This is a genomic window from Alphaproteobacteria bacterium (genome assembly GCA_018662925.1).
GTDB lineage: Bacteria > Pseudomonadota > Alphaproteobacteria > 16-39-46 > JABJFC01 > JABJFC01.
This window is the reverse complement of the sequence record JABJFC010000079.1, coordinates 19,605-33,310: the sequence shown is the minus strand read 5'-3', so window position 1 is coordinate 33,310 and position 13,706 is coordinate 19,605. Positions and strand designations below refer to the sequence as shown.

Genomic DNA, 13,706 nt, shown 5'->3' with positions numbered 1-13,706 from the left:
CTTATTAAACCCCAATAACAGGAGGACCTGGTATTTTTGTCTGGTTTGTCGCTTCTTAAAGACAACAAAAATTAACTCACTCACCTAATTTTGCAATTTGCTCGTTGGTTTGATTTTTTTTCACAGGGTAGGGTGTGCAAAAAATTCATAGGAACCACGAAATGGAGGTTTCGTTTGAAACTTAAGAGTCTGAAAACTTTACTTTATTTGGAAGAAAGTAACTGCGATTTTGGTGTCCACAAGTCCGTTGGCATTCCGAGGGCAACCATGTGGTCACATGTGGATGAAATCGAAAAAGAAATTGGCATAAAACTTATTAATAGACATAAGCGGCATTCCTCCTTCACCAAAGAAGGCCTCGCCTTTCTCCCTTACATTCGAGACGTTCACACCACCCTGGAACACGCAAAAAACAAATTCTCCCAGCCCCAAACTGCAAACTCTAAAATCCAAATTGTTATTTCTACCACGAAAGCTGTTGTATCAGGCTGGATGATAAAAAGCCTCAAAACTCTTCATTCAAAACACCCAAACTTCACAACACATATTACATCCAACGATTACCTTTCCAAGAAAGAGGAAGTCGCGTCTGATATTATGATTAGACCTCTTACTGAAACAAACCACTTTGAAAAGAAGTGGTATATCCCCTATCAACATGGATTATTTGCCAGCAAAGAATATCTAGAGCGTATGGGAACACCAAAAACGCCCCAGGACCTGCAGAATCATTGCCTCATAGGATACGGTGAACATGAATTTTCGCATTTTTCAAACATTAATTGGCACCTCAAAGGAATGCACCCAGATTTTCCAAAATTAAAACCGGACTTCACTGTAAATTCCTCAACCTCTGTTTTTCTTGCGGCAAAAGAAGGGATCGGGATTTGCTCAGCCCCCGTAGAACCAAGTCCCTTTTTTGAGTCCAGTTTAGTAAGAGTTCTCCCCCATATTGATGGCCCCTGTACCAAAACATTTTTTTGTGTGAACAAAAACGTAAATCCAACAACGAAAAAGAATATCGAGATATTTGAAAATTTCTTCAAAGCCTTTCTAAAGCACCACAACGTAACCATTCAGAAAGCTGAATAGGATTTCAAACTAGCTATTCCATTTTTGCACGCTTCAGGCGTGAAAATATGGAATACTCTTCATTTAAACTGTTTTACATTTTGATAAAAGAAACGACAATCCATTGAAATAAAATGAAAACTTTTAAGTTGTCTTCAAAAGAGACTACTTTGTTGCACAAATTCTCCAGCTTGACTTATTTTAATAACCCCTATTAGATGACAATCAATAAAGTATTAGGGAACTATTTTTATCATCGACTGGGAAGATGGACTGGGACAAAATTAGAGTATTTTATCGTATAGCGAAGTCTGGAAGCTTTACCTCTGCTGCTGAGCAGATGGAAGTAACTCAGTCTGCGCTGAGTCGCCAAATTAGTGCACTTGAGTATAGACTAAAATCTAAACTCTTTAAAAGGCACTCACGGGGGCTTGTGCTTACAAAGGAAGGGGAAGCGCTTTATCACTCTGCTCAAATAATGCATTCCGAATTCGAGCTTGCCGAATCTCTGATTCGTGAAGATCAAACTGACCCCTTTGGCCCTCTGACAATAGGCCTTGCAAGCAGCATTCGATCATGTGTCATGGGGAAAATAGATGACTTCATCAACCAACACACAAACATTCAGTTGAAAATTGTGAATTGTGACAAAAGCTCAGAGTTGGCCCTAAGAAGTGTAGATGCAGCCTTAATCCCTTCCATAGAATCCAAAAGAGGCTTTTTTCAATCACCAATTGTATCCTCTCAACTCAAACTATACACCAGTCCTAAATATCTAGAAAAATTTGGGACGCCTAAACACCCCGAAGATCTTGAGTGCCACCGCCTCATCTCTCGTGGAGGATATATGGACCCCTCATCTAAATTAAATTGGTTTCTATCAATTGGCACAAAAAATGGAAAATCTCGTCAACCTTTCCTCCTCGTAAACTCGGAGACGAGTCTATTCCAACTTGCAGAAAAGGGTTTGGGAATCATTTCTTTATGCCAATCAAACTTTAGACTTCAGGGATCCAATCTCGTTGAAATTCTGCCCCACGTCTCAGGACCAAAGATCGATTTCAATTTTGTTTACCCTCACCATTTAATGTATTCCAAAGCAGTCCTAGCATTTGGCAACTTTCTGAAAGAAGTCTTTGATTCAACCCAAGCCATCTCTGATAAGGAGAAGCCTCTACATGGATTGGGATAAAATCAAAAGTTTTTACTATGTGGCCGTCGCGGGAAGCTTTGCCATTGGCGCCAAAAATCTATACTTAAGCAGATCGGCTCTAAGTCGCCAAATCATCGCTTTGGAAAAACAGCTGAATGTGAAGCTTTTTAGCCGTTATGCTCGTGGATTGTTACTTACGAAGCACGGGCAAATTTTGTATGAAGCATCAAAAAAAGCAATTTCTGAGATGGAGTCCATAAGAAGCTCCATGCAAAAAACTTTTACCGATAAAGAAAAAACCATCAAAATAGCTTCAACAGAGGGAATCTCTTTTACTTTTCTTATAAATAAGCTCTCAGAGTTTATGAAAAAAAATCCTGAGGTTAAACTGATAGTTTTAAACAATGACCAAGAACCAGCCTTCTCTCCAAAAGAAATAGATGCTGCCATTTGGCCTTTTATCCCAGGAGCAACCCATCTAATTCAACAATTATTGCTCTCCTCCCCCTTAAAACTGTATGCAAGTCCCCAATATTTAAAGAAATATGGCACCCCAGAAACCCTCGAAGAGCTAGATAGTCATCGGCTCTTGGGATATGGAACTCATATTCATCCTTTTTCGGAACTGAATTGGCATCTTTCTGCAGGAACTTCGCCCGGACAGAGTAGAAGGCCTGTGATTCAAATAAATTCTGGAGCTAGTCTCATTCATTTAGCCGAGCAAGGCCTGGGAATTGCAACCTTCCCTCAAGATAACCAGCGACTGAGATATTCCAACCTGGTTGAGATCATGCCCAAGGCAAAAAGTCCCTCCCTAGATCTCTGTTTCACCTATCCAGAAAGACTTAGGAAGTCGCAACAAATTCTTCAACTAAGTGACTATATCATGGGCGTTACGCAAAAGATAAAAAGCAAAAAGTATATATACTAACGACACCCTTTAACGCTTCTTATCTCTCAACTCTGTAGAGAGAATATGTCTAACAAATGGTCTTCTCTTTACCTATTTCAGTATCCATTTTGGCGCATTCAACTTCAAAGTTACGAATGATTGCATCGTAGAGCTCATCGTTCTGAATCGCTGCCATCAAAGCTGTCGCAAAAACCAAATTCTCAGGAATATCTTCCGGGTTCCCTAAATCAGGCAGAGAAGCTTCAATTGCACCATCTTCACGCAAAATAATAGCTGCATCCAAACCATTTAATGCAACTGTCGTTTCACCTTTACCTTTTTCCTTAGTCATCACTTAAATCCTTAATTTCCCAAAATAACTTCTAAAAACAATCCTATGCCACTTTCTGCGGGTTCTCAAGATCCATTTCTAACAAATCTGTCAACTCACGCCATTCACGTGCAGTCAGCCCCACATCTTCTCGGCTTACATTTTGTCCCCGAATAAGTTTCTTGACGGCCTCTAGCCCGCCCCGTGACAATCCAGCGCCCTCTAGGCGATGCTGCACAAAAGCCTCGTACGTATGTGGAACCCATTTTTTTAGCATCTTGATCATTTCCTGGGCATAAACACGAATCTCGTATTGAGCAAACTCGCTACAACGCAAAGACAAAAAATGCATCAAATTATGAAGATCGACCTTCCAATACCACTGGGTGTAGAAATTAAGGGAAAGATTCATGCGTGCAAGTTCACGTGCCAAACCAGAGTTTTCAGGATCTTTGACAACTCCTTGATCATCTACATTGAGCATTTCACCATAATGCTCATAGGATTGCAGCGCATCCTCTTTCAACATTTTCAAGATCTTCTCGGATTCAGCGCCTGTTAAGACTCGACCTCTCCCCTGACGATTCTCCGTTGCTTGCGCCGCTAATTGATCAGGTGCCGGTATATAAAACTCATTGTCAAGGATAGAATAACGGGCAGAATACTCGTTTACATTAGCCGTCCGGTGACGAATCCAATGTCGTGCCACAAAAAAGGGCAACTTTACGTGAAATTTGATCTCACACATCTCAAAAGGTGTAGAATGGCGGTGACGCATCAAATAATTAATTAACCCCTTGTCTTCACTGACTTTTTTTGTCCCACGCCCATAAGAAACCCTTGCCGCCTGTACAACGGCTTGATCATCCCCCATATAATCAACGACTCGTACAAACCCATGATCTAATACGGGAAATGCCGTATAGAGAATATCCTCTAACGTAGGAACTGTTGCCCGACGCGTCTTAAACTCAGTTGTACGTTGCTCTTCAATTCCAGCTTTTTGATCATCTGTAAGCACAGGATTTCTCCATAAAATTTAGGGTTAATATTGTAACTTTCACCGAATCTATCCTGACAAAAAAAATAAAACCAGAAAAAACTTCTAAAATCCTTTGAAAATCACCGAAAATAGCTTATATTAAAGGTGTTGGGAGACCAACTATGGCAATAAACGGTTGATGGAATAAGCATTACAGACCCGGGGGCAGTACCCGGCGCCTCCACCAAAGGAATGAACTTTCGGTTTTAGGCATTCTTTTTGTGGGGGTGAAACAGGATCGACGTGTGTAGTAAAGATTTGCTTTTTGCTCGGCATGGTACCACCGTTATCGGGCTAGGCAAAATAAATGCCGATACATTAGTAACTGCAGTAAATGATAATGTTGGTGTTAGAGGTGACTTTATCAACGACAATCACGAAGCTGCAACAATGGCTGCTTAATCTGATTCGAAAGAATTTGATTTATGTAGTTTAAGTCGTTGTATTTAGTTAATATAACGCGCGGTTCGGGGGCACCGGGCAACAGAAGCCCCCATATTTTGTGTGTCTAGGTCAATAAAAGGCAATAACGTGACCATATATTACGAAGAAATCGTCCAAGAAGCCCTTAGAAGTGTTGTAAAAGACGTCCTTAAATTGGTTGAAAAAGATGGCCTTCCAGGACAACATCACCTTTATATCACTTTCCAAACCCACTATCCTGGTGTTGAAATGGCAGACTATTTGAAAGAACGCCATCCCGATGAAGTAACCATCGTCCTTCAATACCAATTTTGGGATTTAAAGGTTGATACTAAAGGATTTTATGTGACTTTGAGCTTTAATGACATTCAAGAACCTATCTATGTACCCTATGGAGCCATCACAGGTTTTGTGGATCCCTCGGTTAAGTTCGGCCTCCAGTTTAATCCTACTGAACTTCCTGAGGAACTTCCACCCGCACCGAAAAAAACCTCCAAAAAAGGGAAAGCAAAAGCTGCAGAAGATCCAACAGGAAAGGTGATCACCCTTGATACCTTCCGGAAAAAATAAAGCCACTACAATGTCAAAGCGCACCGAGACAGATTCCTTCGGGAAGATGGCTGTTGAGAGCGACAAGTACTGGGGTGCCCAGACCCAAAGGTCTTTGGAAAATTTCCCTATCGGAAATGAAAGGCTTCCCCTTGCCTTTATCCACGCCTTTGCCCTTCAGAAAAAATCTGCTGCCCTTGTAAACATGGATCTAAAATCCCTTGAACCAAAGCTAGGTTCAGTGATCTGCCAGGTCGCAGATGAAATCATTTCCGGAAAATATGACGACCACTTTCCACTTGTTGTTTGGCAAACGGGTTCTGGTACACAAACAAACATGAACCTAAACGAAGTCATTGCAAATGGTGCTAACAAACTTCTTGGCAGCTCTTTGGGGTCAAAAGCACCCATTCACCCTAATGATCACGTAAACATGGCCCAATCTACAAATGATTCTTTCCCCACCGCCATGCACATTGCCGCAGTCCTTGAAGTTCAAGAGTCCCTCATTCCTTCCCTTAAGCACTTTCATAAAGCGTTGGAAAAAAAGGTTAAGGATTTTCAGGACATAGTTAAATTGGGGCGTACCCATTTACAAGATGCAACCCCCATCACGCTGGGACAGGAATTCTCAGCATATGCAGAACAAATTTCCCTTGGACTTGAACGAATTGATGGAACTTTGCCCAGGCTGTATCCACTAGTTCAAGGGGGCACAGCTGTAGGGACTGGCCTTAATGCAAAGAAAGACTTTGATAAGAAGTTTGCCAAGCAAGTTGCAAAAGCGACGGGATTTCCGTTTTGCGTTGCTAAAAATAAGTTCGAAGGAATGGCTTCCCACGACGCACTCGTTGAACTGTCGGGAGTCCTTAATGTAATAGCCACATCCTGCATGAAAATTGCAAATGACATTCGTTTGCTTGGATCAGGCCCCCGAAGCGGCCTTGGAGAAATCATCCTCCCTGAAAATGAGCCTGGATCTTCCATCATGCCCGGGAAAGTTAACCCAACTCAAGCTGAGGCCCTGACCATGATCGCGAGCCAAGTCATGGGCAACCACGTCACTATTACCATTGCCGGCGCCTCGGGACACCTGGAGCTAAATGTCTTTAATCCAGTTATCATTTATAACCTGCTCCAATCGATTATGCTACTTTCCGATGGGATGCGGGTCTTTGCTGATAAATGTGTTTCTGGAATCAAAGCAAATCATGATCGTATTAATGACTTTCTAGAACAATCTCTCATGCTCGTAACGGCACTTTCTCCTCACATTGGCTATGATAATGCTACTGAAATATCAAAAAAAGCCTACAATGAAGACCTAACCCTCAAAGAAGCTTCTTTAGCATTAGGGTATGTCTCAGAAAAAGAATTTGATACTTGGGTCCGGCCCGAAAAAATGATTGGCCCTACAGAGTGACTGAATCCTCTCTTCAAAAGCACTCCATTACACTATGGGGCCACAAAACAAGTATTTCCCTTGAAACACCTTTTTGGCAAGAACTAAAGAAAATTGCAGCCACAAAAGGAGTCCCCCTCAACAAGCTAATAGAAAACATTGATGAAGCACGCTCTGCCAATCTCTCTAGCACCATTAGAGTCTATATTCTAGAATGCCTTAGAAAGTAAGGTTTCATCCTTATTTCGATAGATATGAACCAGCTCAAGAACCCGTTGCACATAATCTCTCGTTTCAAAGTATGAAATGAGTTCAATCCAATCGATTTCATCCACATCGGGCTTCCTCGGATCTCCAAAGTCTTTAATCCACTCATTCACTGGCTCAGGCCCAGCGTTGTATGCTGCAAGCGCGAGAGGATAGGACCCGTCGTATGCTTTTAATAGTTCAGCAATAACCGAACATCCTAATCGCATATTAAGGTCGGGATTTTTTAAAAGATCACCTTTCCTGACCCTAAGCCCTTTCTTTTTCGCAATTCTATTTGCCGTTGAAGGCATTAATTGCATCATTCCCTGTGCCCCTGCAACACTCGTAAGGCCTGGGTCAAACCCACTCTCTCGATGGATTAAGGCCCAAACTAATGCGGGCTCTAAGTTCTCATTTTTAGGGTAATTCAATGAATGAGTTGGATATGCGTGTGGATGAAGAACAACCTCTTTAAGCGCAACAACCCTTGCAACTATAACAATATGTCTTGGGTCAACATTTTTTGCAAAAGAAATGGCTAGATCCATTTCCTTAGATGATTTCGCTCGCAGGGCCAACTGCATCAAAAATTCGTCAATCCACCCATCTTGGCCAACTTCTTTCAGCAACATGGCGACACGAGCCAATTCCTTTTTTTCGAAGGACTGCTTATCCCCATTCGTATAGCGAGGAGCCTTAAATAACTTTACTGACTTGGGTTTATTAAGCCGCTCAAGAGCTAATTGTCCATAGTAGGTTGTTTGATATTTAGAGGCAGCTGTATACCATTCCTTAGCTTTCTTGGAATGGCCTAATGCTTCCTCTGCTCTGCCAGACCAATAAGCTCCACGTGAACGACTTAGAGGCGTTTTCACATTGGCATGTAATCGCTCAAAATGTTTAAGAGCACGTTCCGGTTTATTTAAAAATCTTAAAGAGAGCCACCCCGCTAACCATTCGCCCTCTGCAAAAACAACACCCGCACTGAATCCATGTCCTTTCACCAAATCATAGGCCCGTTGGAAATGCTTTCTCTCTATGGCCCGTCTCGCCAAAATTGCCCTCTCACGCCAAAGCTGGGAAGAGTATTCAGTATTACCATTAAGGCCACTTAATAGCTCCCAGGCACCATTATCGTAATGAGTAGATGATTTTTGCCGACGCCATCGAACCCTTTCGTACACAAGCCCTGCTTTTTGCATCAACTTAAAAGGGATTTTTGCAATCAACAGATCAACTCCCCCTCTCTTTTTCCGAAGAGCTAGCCTCGCTTTGGCTAAAAGTCGGTGTCCAATATCCACCCTGGGCAACATACGTTTCACGAGGTACTCATTGTCCTCTCGCAAATGACGATCTAGCCTAGCGATATGATCTTGAGGGTTTAAATGGGACTTGTGTTTTAAGTAAAAAGCTTTCTCTTCCCCAGCACTTCCAAAATTCATATCCCGCCAAGTTGATTTGATAATAGTGACTGCTTCTCCAGCTCTGCCAGCTCTTAAAAGTGCTTCAGCTAGGTATACTCCTCCCCGCGCAGTCTTCGGATTTCTATTTTGAAACCAACTCAGGATCAATGTATCTGGAGTTTTTGCACTAAGAGAATTCTCCGCATTTTCGGCAAGGAGCTTCCCAGAGGGCCAAGAAGGATTTTTGATAACAAAATCAGTGATATTTTCAAATGAAGCCTTTGTTCTATTGTCTTGATAATAAGCCCATTGAAGAAGCTTGGTAGATAAGGGGCATTGTTGTGCTGAAACTTTTTTGAAAGCATCTTGCCACTTCCCTTTTTCTGAAGCTTCAAAAGCTCCCTTAAGTGCTTTGTTACAAGTAGGAGACGCTACACGCCCCCAAGCTGAATCTATTCCGCCTATGAGCATGACAAACAGCCCCGTCATTGTTAACCACATGGAACTAAACCCAATAAAACCCCTGACCATTCTTTCTATACCCAATTTTATTATTCCCCATGTGGAATATCTGCCACATAATCCCTGTCTATTATTCACCTTCAACGCCTTTTCCCTTTTTAAATCCTTCAGAACTCTGTATATGGTAGGGACTCGTCTCTCCCCATTAAGTGTATAGTACCATGGCCAAGAAAATCAAATCCCTCAACCGAATAGTAGCTCAAAATCGAAAAGCTCGCCATGATTACTTTATAGAATCTACCCTCGAGGCAGGTATTATATTAGTAGGTAGCGAAGTCAAGGCTTTAAGAAAAGGGCAAGCGAGCATTAAAGAGTCCTACGCGGGGGAGGACAAGGGCGAGCTCTTTTTGTTCAACGCCTATATCCCCGAATATACTGAATCCCATCAATTGAACCATGAAACCCGTCGCCCCCGTAAATTACTCTTGAAAAGGCGGGAGCTGAACAAATTATTAGCCGCCATTAAAAAGAAGGGTGTTACACTGATTCCTCTATCAATGTATTTTAACAAGCGTGGTCTCGTAAAGCTCTCCCTTGGCATCGCAACCGGAAAACACCAAGTTGACAAGCGCGCAGTGGAAAAGGAACGCGACTGGAACCGCCAAAAAAGTCGGCTTCTTAAAAATGAGTAATTACCTTACAAGGCAATACCCTTTTGGAGTCGTAAGCAACCAAACGGGCGTGGCAGGATTTTTCTCAACTTTTTGCCGAAGCCTATAAATGTGACTTTCCAGAGTCCTTGTGCTGATCCCTTTGCTGTACCCCCATACGCTCTCCAGGCATCTTTCCTTTGCAACCGCATCTCCTGCAGCTTGGTGTAACAACCATAGGAGTTTTGCTTCTTTTTCAGTCAAGAACGTATCTGCATCTGTCTCTGTACAGTGTAAAACTTTTGACTGCCCATCAAAAACAAATGCTCCAAAGGAGAAAGTAGAAAGGGGTTTTTTGCTTTTAGAAATGTCTAATATATATCTCAAGAGATCACTCACTCGAAATGGTTTTCTAACGAGAATTCCTTCCTTCAGCTTTGCTACACAGTTTGATATGACTATGAAAGAACTACTGACCTGAACATGGCTTGCCAAAAACTGCGCCTCTTCCTCATTACTAATATGAAGTATGTATCCAGAATATTCCTCATCCCATCCCTCTTTCTGAAGGCATTGGCCTTCAAATTCTGAAAAAGAAATTTCATCATATGCAATCTTCTCTTTGTTCAAAAAGGGCCTGACACTCTCAGATAAGAAAGCGTCATTATTCACAATAAGCAAAGTTGTTTTTGACAAAACCATGAGAATCTTCTATCAGTAAATTGTCTGCATTCAAGCACATATAAGCCATCATGCATGCACTTCGTCAACTCTTTCATCAAGGGAATTGAAATGGCCTTTCCACTAGATTTCGAAAAAATTCTACACCCCATTGGTATTGAAGAATTTTTCGAGGTTTATTATGATAAAAAACCCCTTCATATCCCCTTCCAGTCTAAGAACAAAGACGAATACGAAGTTTTGACCTCCCTCATGACCTGGGAAAAATTAAACCAGATCCTTAATATGACTTCTGTGTGGTCTTCCACTTCTCTTCAACTCCATCTAGAAAACAAGCCTATAAACCCTTCTTTATATTGCTATCCTGCCATTGACCGCAATCAGCAACAGATTTTACAACCCAACTCAACCCAAATTGTCACTTTTCTGGAACAGGGTGCCTCCCTCGTCTGTAACGACATTGACTCACTTTTGCCCGATCTGTCTCATATAGCAAATCTGCTGGAAAGAACTTTCAGTTCAAAGATTCAAGCAAATCTGTATTGCTCTTGGAAGGAAAAGCAGGCTTTTCATAGCCACTTCGATACACATGAAGTCTTTGTTTTTCACACAGTAGGTGAGAAAAGATGGCTAGTATATGATGGACGAGAAGTTAACCCCATCTCCCATCCAACTTTTCTAAAAATGCGCAATGAAGCTCGTGCAGAACAGAAAAAAGGCGATGTTTTATTGGATATCACTCTCAAGCCCGGGGATTTTCTGTACATCCCACGTGGACAGTACCACGATGCTTTAGCCACGTCTGAAGGAACGGTACATATTTCATTTGGAGGCAGCCCTCTCATTGGCTTGGACCTTTTAAGCTATCTGTTCGAAAAAGGGCTAAGTTCAGAATTCTTGAGAAATTACATTCCACCCCACAAACAAGATAACAAAAAATATTTGAACAAATTCGTCAAAGAAGTTCTCTCAATTGTAGAAGATCCATGCTTTGAAACCGAACTAGATCGGCTGTCAAAAAGCCGTGGATACCCCAGAAGCCATTTTACATTGCCTAGTTTCAAGACAAATCCTCATTTTCACCTCACTTCAGAAAACTTCTCGATCATAGAGAGTGAGAATGAAAACTTACTGAAAGGACCGAAGGGGACAACTGTCCCAATTCCAACAGAATTTACTTCTGTTATTCCCTGGATGCTTAAGAATGCGCCCTTTGATTTTCAAACATTTTCTGACAATTTTTTGCAGCTGAATCATATAAAGCAAGAGGGTGTTTTAAATGACCTGATCAATATGGGTGTGTTAAGAAAAGCGAAATAGTAAATGGTATAGGGGAAATTCAGACTGTTGCGCACACGACACACTCATAAAAAAACAGGCCTATCTAATCATAGGGAATCTTGAATTTGACGGGAAAAAGCGTTGAAATAGGTTTATGAATCCGGAGACTTTACGAATATTGATCTCTAGGATTATATGTAAATGAAAGTTATAATTCCTTTTTGGAGGACGATGAATGACTAAAAAACTTCTGGGAACAACGGCTTTGATGGCCGTAAGTTTTGTAGCCGCACAAGAAGTAAGTGCAGCTGCTGTAGCTCCCGCACTCAGCATAAGCGGTAATGCCCGCTTTCAAGCAATGGGTGTTAAAAACAGTGCTAAAGGATCTAGTGCAGCCGACGGTGATGCTGCTGCAAACCCACGTAATGGTGTTGGTAGCTACGGTTTTACACAAACCGGTGAAATGAGATTTGCTGTTGCAGGAATGGCCAAGAATGGTTTGGAATACAACTATTTGATAGCTCTCAGTGGTAACACTGGTTCTTCAACAAGTGTTTCCGAAAACCGTATTGAGTTCAAAGGATCATGGGGTGCCTTGCAATTAGGTGACACCATTGGTGCTCAAGACCTTATGATGGTTGACGCCGTGAACGTTATCGGTGGAACAGGTGGTTTCGACGGAAGTTGGCTTGATGCGTTCACGCAGCCAGCTGGTGTATTCGCTGGTGACAGCATGGTCGGTGATCCTGGTGATGCAACAAAGATGAGTTACTTTACACCACGAGTTGCGGGATTCCAATTCGGTTTGAGTTTCACGCCATCGTCACGACATGAAGGCGCAGAGCCGCTTACTCAATCAGCTGATACGTCTTCTACGGTATCTAATGTCATTACTCGTAAGAACTTTGGTGGTGCGTTGAACTACACACACGCATTTGATGAAGTAGGTGTAAGCGCCACAGGAGCTTTCTTGTCTGGTGATTCAAAAGCTAGCACTGAGGAAAATGCTGCTAAAGTTCGAGCATATCAAATTGGTGGTCTTGTCACATATAGAGATTTCCAATTTGGTGCAGGTTACATTGACAACAAAAAATCAACTCTTGTAGACTCGCTGAGGTCGCTTGGTACCGATGCAGGTAAGGCATGGAGTTTTGCACTTGGCTACACTTACGAAGCCAGTAAGTTTACAGTAGGTTACCAACAATCTAAAACGAAAGTTGCTACTGGAGCGTCAGATGCTAAGGGCAAGTTCTGGTCCTTCACAGCAGATCATACACTCGCGCCAGGCTTAGGTGTGTATGCTGAAGCAGACTTCATTCGTTTCACAGTACCACAAGCTGCTACAGGTGGAGATGCCTCAGTTAACGGTGGAACGGCTGTTTTCGCTTCGGGAGCATCCTCCGCACCAGTACCTACAGCTTTAGGAACACCAGGAAAGAAATCCAATACAGGATCAGTATTTATTCTAGGTACGAAAATTTCTTTCTAATTTAAATTTAGAAGTTTAAGAAAAGAGGGGCTAAGCTCCTCTTTTTTTTATTTTGTGTTTTGCTATTTTGTGTTATGAGTTGCTGTAATAATATTATTTTGAGGAAGTACGCATGCGGAAACACAGACTATTATATATTTTTTCACTCATCTGTTTAACAAGTTGTTCTGATGTCAAAGTTAACGATACGGAAGTACCGCAGAGTGCGGAACAGCAAAGAAAGAGAGGCTTTGGAAAACTTTTTGGAGAAGATACTTTTTCTCTGGGAGCAAAGTCTAAAACAGACGATGACGTTTCTGGTATTGGCGTGAATAGCTATCTCTGGCACGCTTCGCTTGATGCTCTATCCTTTATGCCTTTGTCTTCGGCCGATCCATTTGGCGGAGTTATTATAACCAATTGGTATTCTCCCCCACAAACGCCTGGTGAACGTTATAAAATAGACGTTATTATTTTGAGTCGCCAATTAAGATCAGATGGACTCCGATTAACTGCATTTAAACAGATAATGGATGATACAAATGCTTGGGTAGATGCCCCAGTAGAAGACCAAATGGCTCAAAAATTAGAGGAGGCAATCCTCTTACGGGCAAGACAACTCAGAATTGGCTCTGATAATGCATAAAAC

The 13,706-nt window shown here is 41.9% G+C and carries 14 protein-coding genes and 1 other RNA gene; 11 read left to right on the top strand and 4 right to left on the bottom strand.

Annotation, left to right across the window (positions count from 1 at the left end; all coding sequences use genetic code 11):
- The first annotated feature begins 174 nt into the window (after positions 1-174).
- The 3 genes from HOL16_06700 (at position 175) to HOL16_06690 (ending at position 3,155) form a co-directional block, all read left to right on the top strand.
- Positions 175-1,092 carry a LysR family transcriptional regulator gene (locus tag HOL16_06700; protein ID MBT5390371.1) on the top strand — a complete coding sequence of 306 codons (918 nt, stop codon included), beginning with the start codon at positions 175-177 and terminating at the stop codon, positions 1,090-1,092.
- 247 nt (positions 1,093-1,339) lie between these two features.
- Complete coding sequence (locus HOL16_06695; protein ID MBT5390370.1) at positions 1,340-2,263, top strand: LysR family transcriptional regulator; 924 nt, start codon at positions 1,340-1,342, stop codon at positions 2,261-2,263.
- A complete protein-coding gene (locus HOL16_06690; protein MBT5390369.1) occupies positions 2,250-3,155 on the top strand; it encodes a LysR family transcriptional regulator in 906 nt (301 codons plus the stop codon). Before HOL16_06695 ends, HOL16_06690 begins: the two co-directional genes overlap by 14 nt.
- 49 nt (positions 3,156-3,204) lie before the next feature.
- Here HOL16_06690 and HOL16_06685 read toward each other — a convergent pair whose 3' ends face one another.
- Both HOL16_06685 and HOL16_06680 read right to left on the bottom strand, forming a co-directional pair.
- Positions 3,205-3,468 carry a hypothetical protein gene (locus HOL16_06685; protein MBT5390368.1) on the bottom strand — a complete coding sequence of 88 codons (264 nt, stop codon included), beginning with the start codon at positions 3,466-3,468 and terminating at the stop codon, positions 3,205-3,207.
- A 43-nt stretch (positions 3,469-3,511) separates the two neighbouring features.
- Positions 3,512-4,468: an FAD-dependent thymidylate synthase gene (locus tag HOL16_06680; GenBank protein MBT5390367.1), complete on the bottom strand. Its 957-nt coding sequence runs from the start codon at positions 4,466-4,468 to the stop codon at positions 3,512-3,514.
- A gap of 89 nt (positions 4,469-4,557) precedes the next feature.
- Here HOL16_06680 and ssrA point away from each other — a divergent pair.
- From ssrA to HOL16_06660, 4 genes are all read left to right on the top strand, one after another.
- Positions 4,558-4,987, top strand: a transfer-messenger RNA (tmRNA) gene (ssrA, locus tag HOL16_06675).
- A gap of 33 nt (positions 4,988-5,020) precedes the next feature.
- Positions 5,021-5,482, top strand: coding sequence for a hypothetical protein (locus HOL16_06670; GenBank protein ID MBT5390366.1), 462 nt, complete (start codon positions 5,021-5,023; stop codon positions 5,480-5,482).
- 10 nt (positions 5,483-5,492) lie between these two features.
- Positions 5,493-6,884, top strand: coding sequence for a class II fumarate hydratase (gene fumC / locus HOL16_06665; protein MBT5390365.1), 1,392 nt, complete (start codon positions 5,493-5,495; stop codon positions 6,882-6,884).
- Positions 6,881-7,093 carry a ribbon-helix-helix domain-containing protein gene (locus tag HOL16_06660; protein ID MBT5390364.1) on the top strand — a complete coding sequence of 71 codons (213 nt, stop codon included), beginning with the start codon at positions 6,881-6,883 and terminating at the stop codon, positions 7,091-7,093. The genes fumC and HOL16_06660 overlap by 4 nt, the downstream gene beginning before the upstream one ends.
- Here HOL16_06660 and HOL16_06655 read toward each other — a convergent pair.
- Positions 7,073-9,046 (bottom strand): lytic transglycosylase domain-containing protein, encoded by a 1,974-nt coding sequence (locus tag HOL16_06655; GenBank protein ID MBT5390363.1) that lies wholly within the window; start codon positions 9,044-9,046, stop codon positions 7,073-7,075. The genes HOL16_06660 and HOL16_06655 overlap by 21 nt on opposite strands.
- A 152-nt stretch (positions 9,047-9,198) precedes the next feature.
- Between HOL16_06655 and smpB the strand changes: the two genes are divergently transcribed.
- A complete protein-coding gene (gene smpB / locus HOL16_06650; protein ID MBT5390362.1) occupies positions 9,199-9,669 on the top strand; it encodes an SsrA-binding protein SmpB in 471 nt (156 codons plus the stop codon).
- Here smpB and HOL16_06645 read toward each other — a convergent pair whose 3' ends face one another.
- Positions 9,670-10,323 carry a hypothetical protein gene (locus tag HOL16_06645; GenBank protein MBT5390361.1) on the bottom strand — a complete coding sequence of 218 codons (654 nt, stop codon included), beginning with the start codon at positions 10,321-10,323 and terminating at the stop codon, positions 9,670-9,672. It lies immediately after the preceding gene.
- A 60-nt stretch (positions 10,324-10,383) separates the two neighbouring features.
- On the opposite strand from HOL16_06645, the gene HOL16_06640 reads away from it, so the two are divergent.
- The 3 genes from HOL16_06640 (at position 10,384) to HOL16_06630 (ending at position 13,703) form a co-directional block, all read left to right on the top strand.
- Positions 10,384-11,628 carry a hypothetical protein gene (locus HOL16_06640; protein ID MBT5390360.1) on the top strand — a complete coding sequence of 415 codons (1,245 nt, stop codon included), beginning with the start codon at positions 10,384-10,386 and terminating at the stop codon, positions 11,626-11,628.
- Positions 11,629-11,824: 196 nt separating this feature from the next.
- On the top strand, positions 11,825-13,078 hold the full coding sequence (locus HOL16_06635; GenBank protein MBT5390359.1) for a porin: 1,254 nt from the start codon (positions 11,825-11,827) through the stop codon (positions 13,076-13,078).
- A gap of 112 nt (positions 13,079-13,190) precedes the next feature.
- Positions 13,191-13,703: a DUF3576 domain-containing protein gene (locus tag HOL16_06630; protein ID MBT5390358.1), complete on the top strand. Its 513-nt coding sequence runs from the start codon at positions 13,191-13,193 to the stop codon at positions 13,701-13,703.
- The last annotated feature ends 3 nt before the right edge of the window (positions 13,704-13,706 follow it).

Bases quoted from the DNA above. Each gene is read 5' to 3' on its own strand.
- HOL16_06695 (MBT5390370.1), top strand. From the start codon at position 1,340: ATGGACTGGGACAAAATTAGAGTATTTTATCGTATAGCGAAGTCTGGA.
- HOL16_06690 (MBT5390369.1), top strand. From the start codon at position 2,250: ATGGATTGGGATAAAATCAAAAGTTTTTACTATGTGGCCGTCGCGGGA.
- HOL16_06685 (MBT5390368.1), bottom strand. From the start codon at position 3,468: ATGACTAAGGAAAAAGGTAAAGGTGAAACGACAGTTGCATTAAATGGT.
- fumC (MBT5390365.1), top strand. From the start codon at position 5,493: ATGTCAAAGCGCACCGAGACAGATTCCTTCGGGAAGATGGCTGTTGAG.
- HOL16_06655 (MBT5390363.1), bottom strand. From the start codon at position 9,046: ATGGTCAGGGGTTTTATTGGGTTTAGTTCCATGTGGTTAACAATGACG.
- smpB (MBT5390362.1), top strand. From the start codon at position 9,199: ATGGCCAAGAAAATCAAATCCCTCAACCGAATAGTAGCTCAAAATCGA.
- HOL16_06640 (MBT5390360.1), top strand. From the start codon at position 10,384: ATGCACTTCGTCAACTCTTTCATCAAGGGAATTGAAATGGCCTTTCCA.
- HOL16_06635 (MBT5390359.1), top strand. From the start codon at position 11,825: ATGACTAAAAAACTTCTGGGAACAACGGCTTTGATGGCCGTAAGTTTT.
- HOL16_06630 (MBT5390358.1), top strand. From the start codon at position 13,191: ATGCGGAAACACAGACTATTATATATTTTTTCACTCATCTGTTTAACA.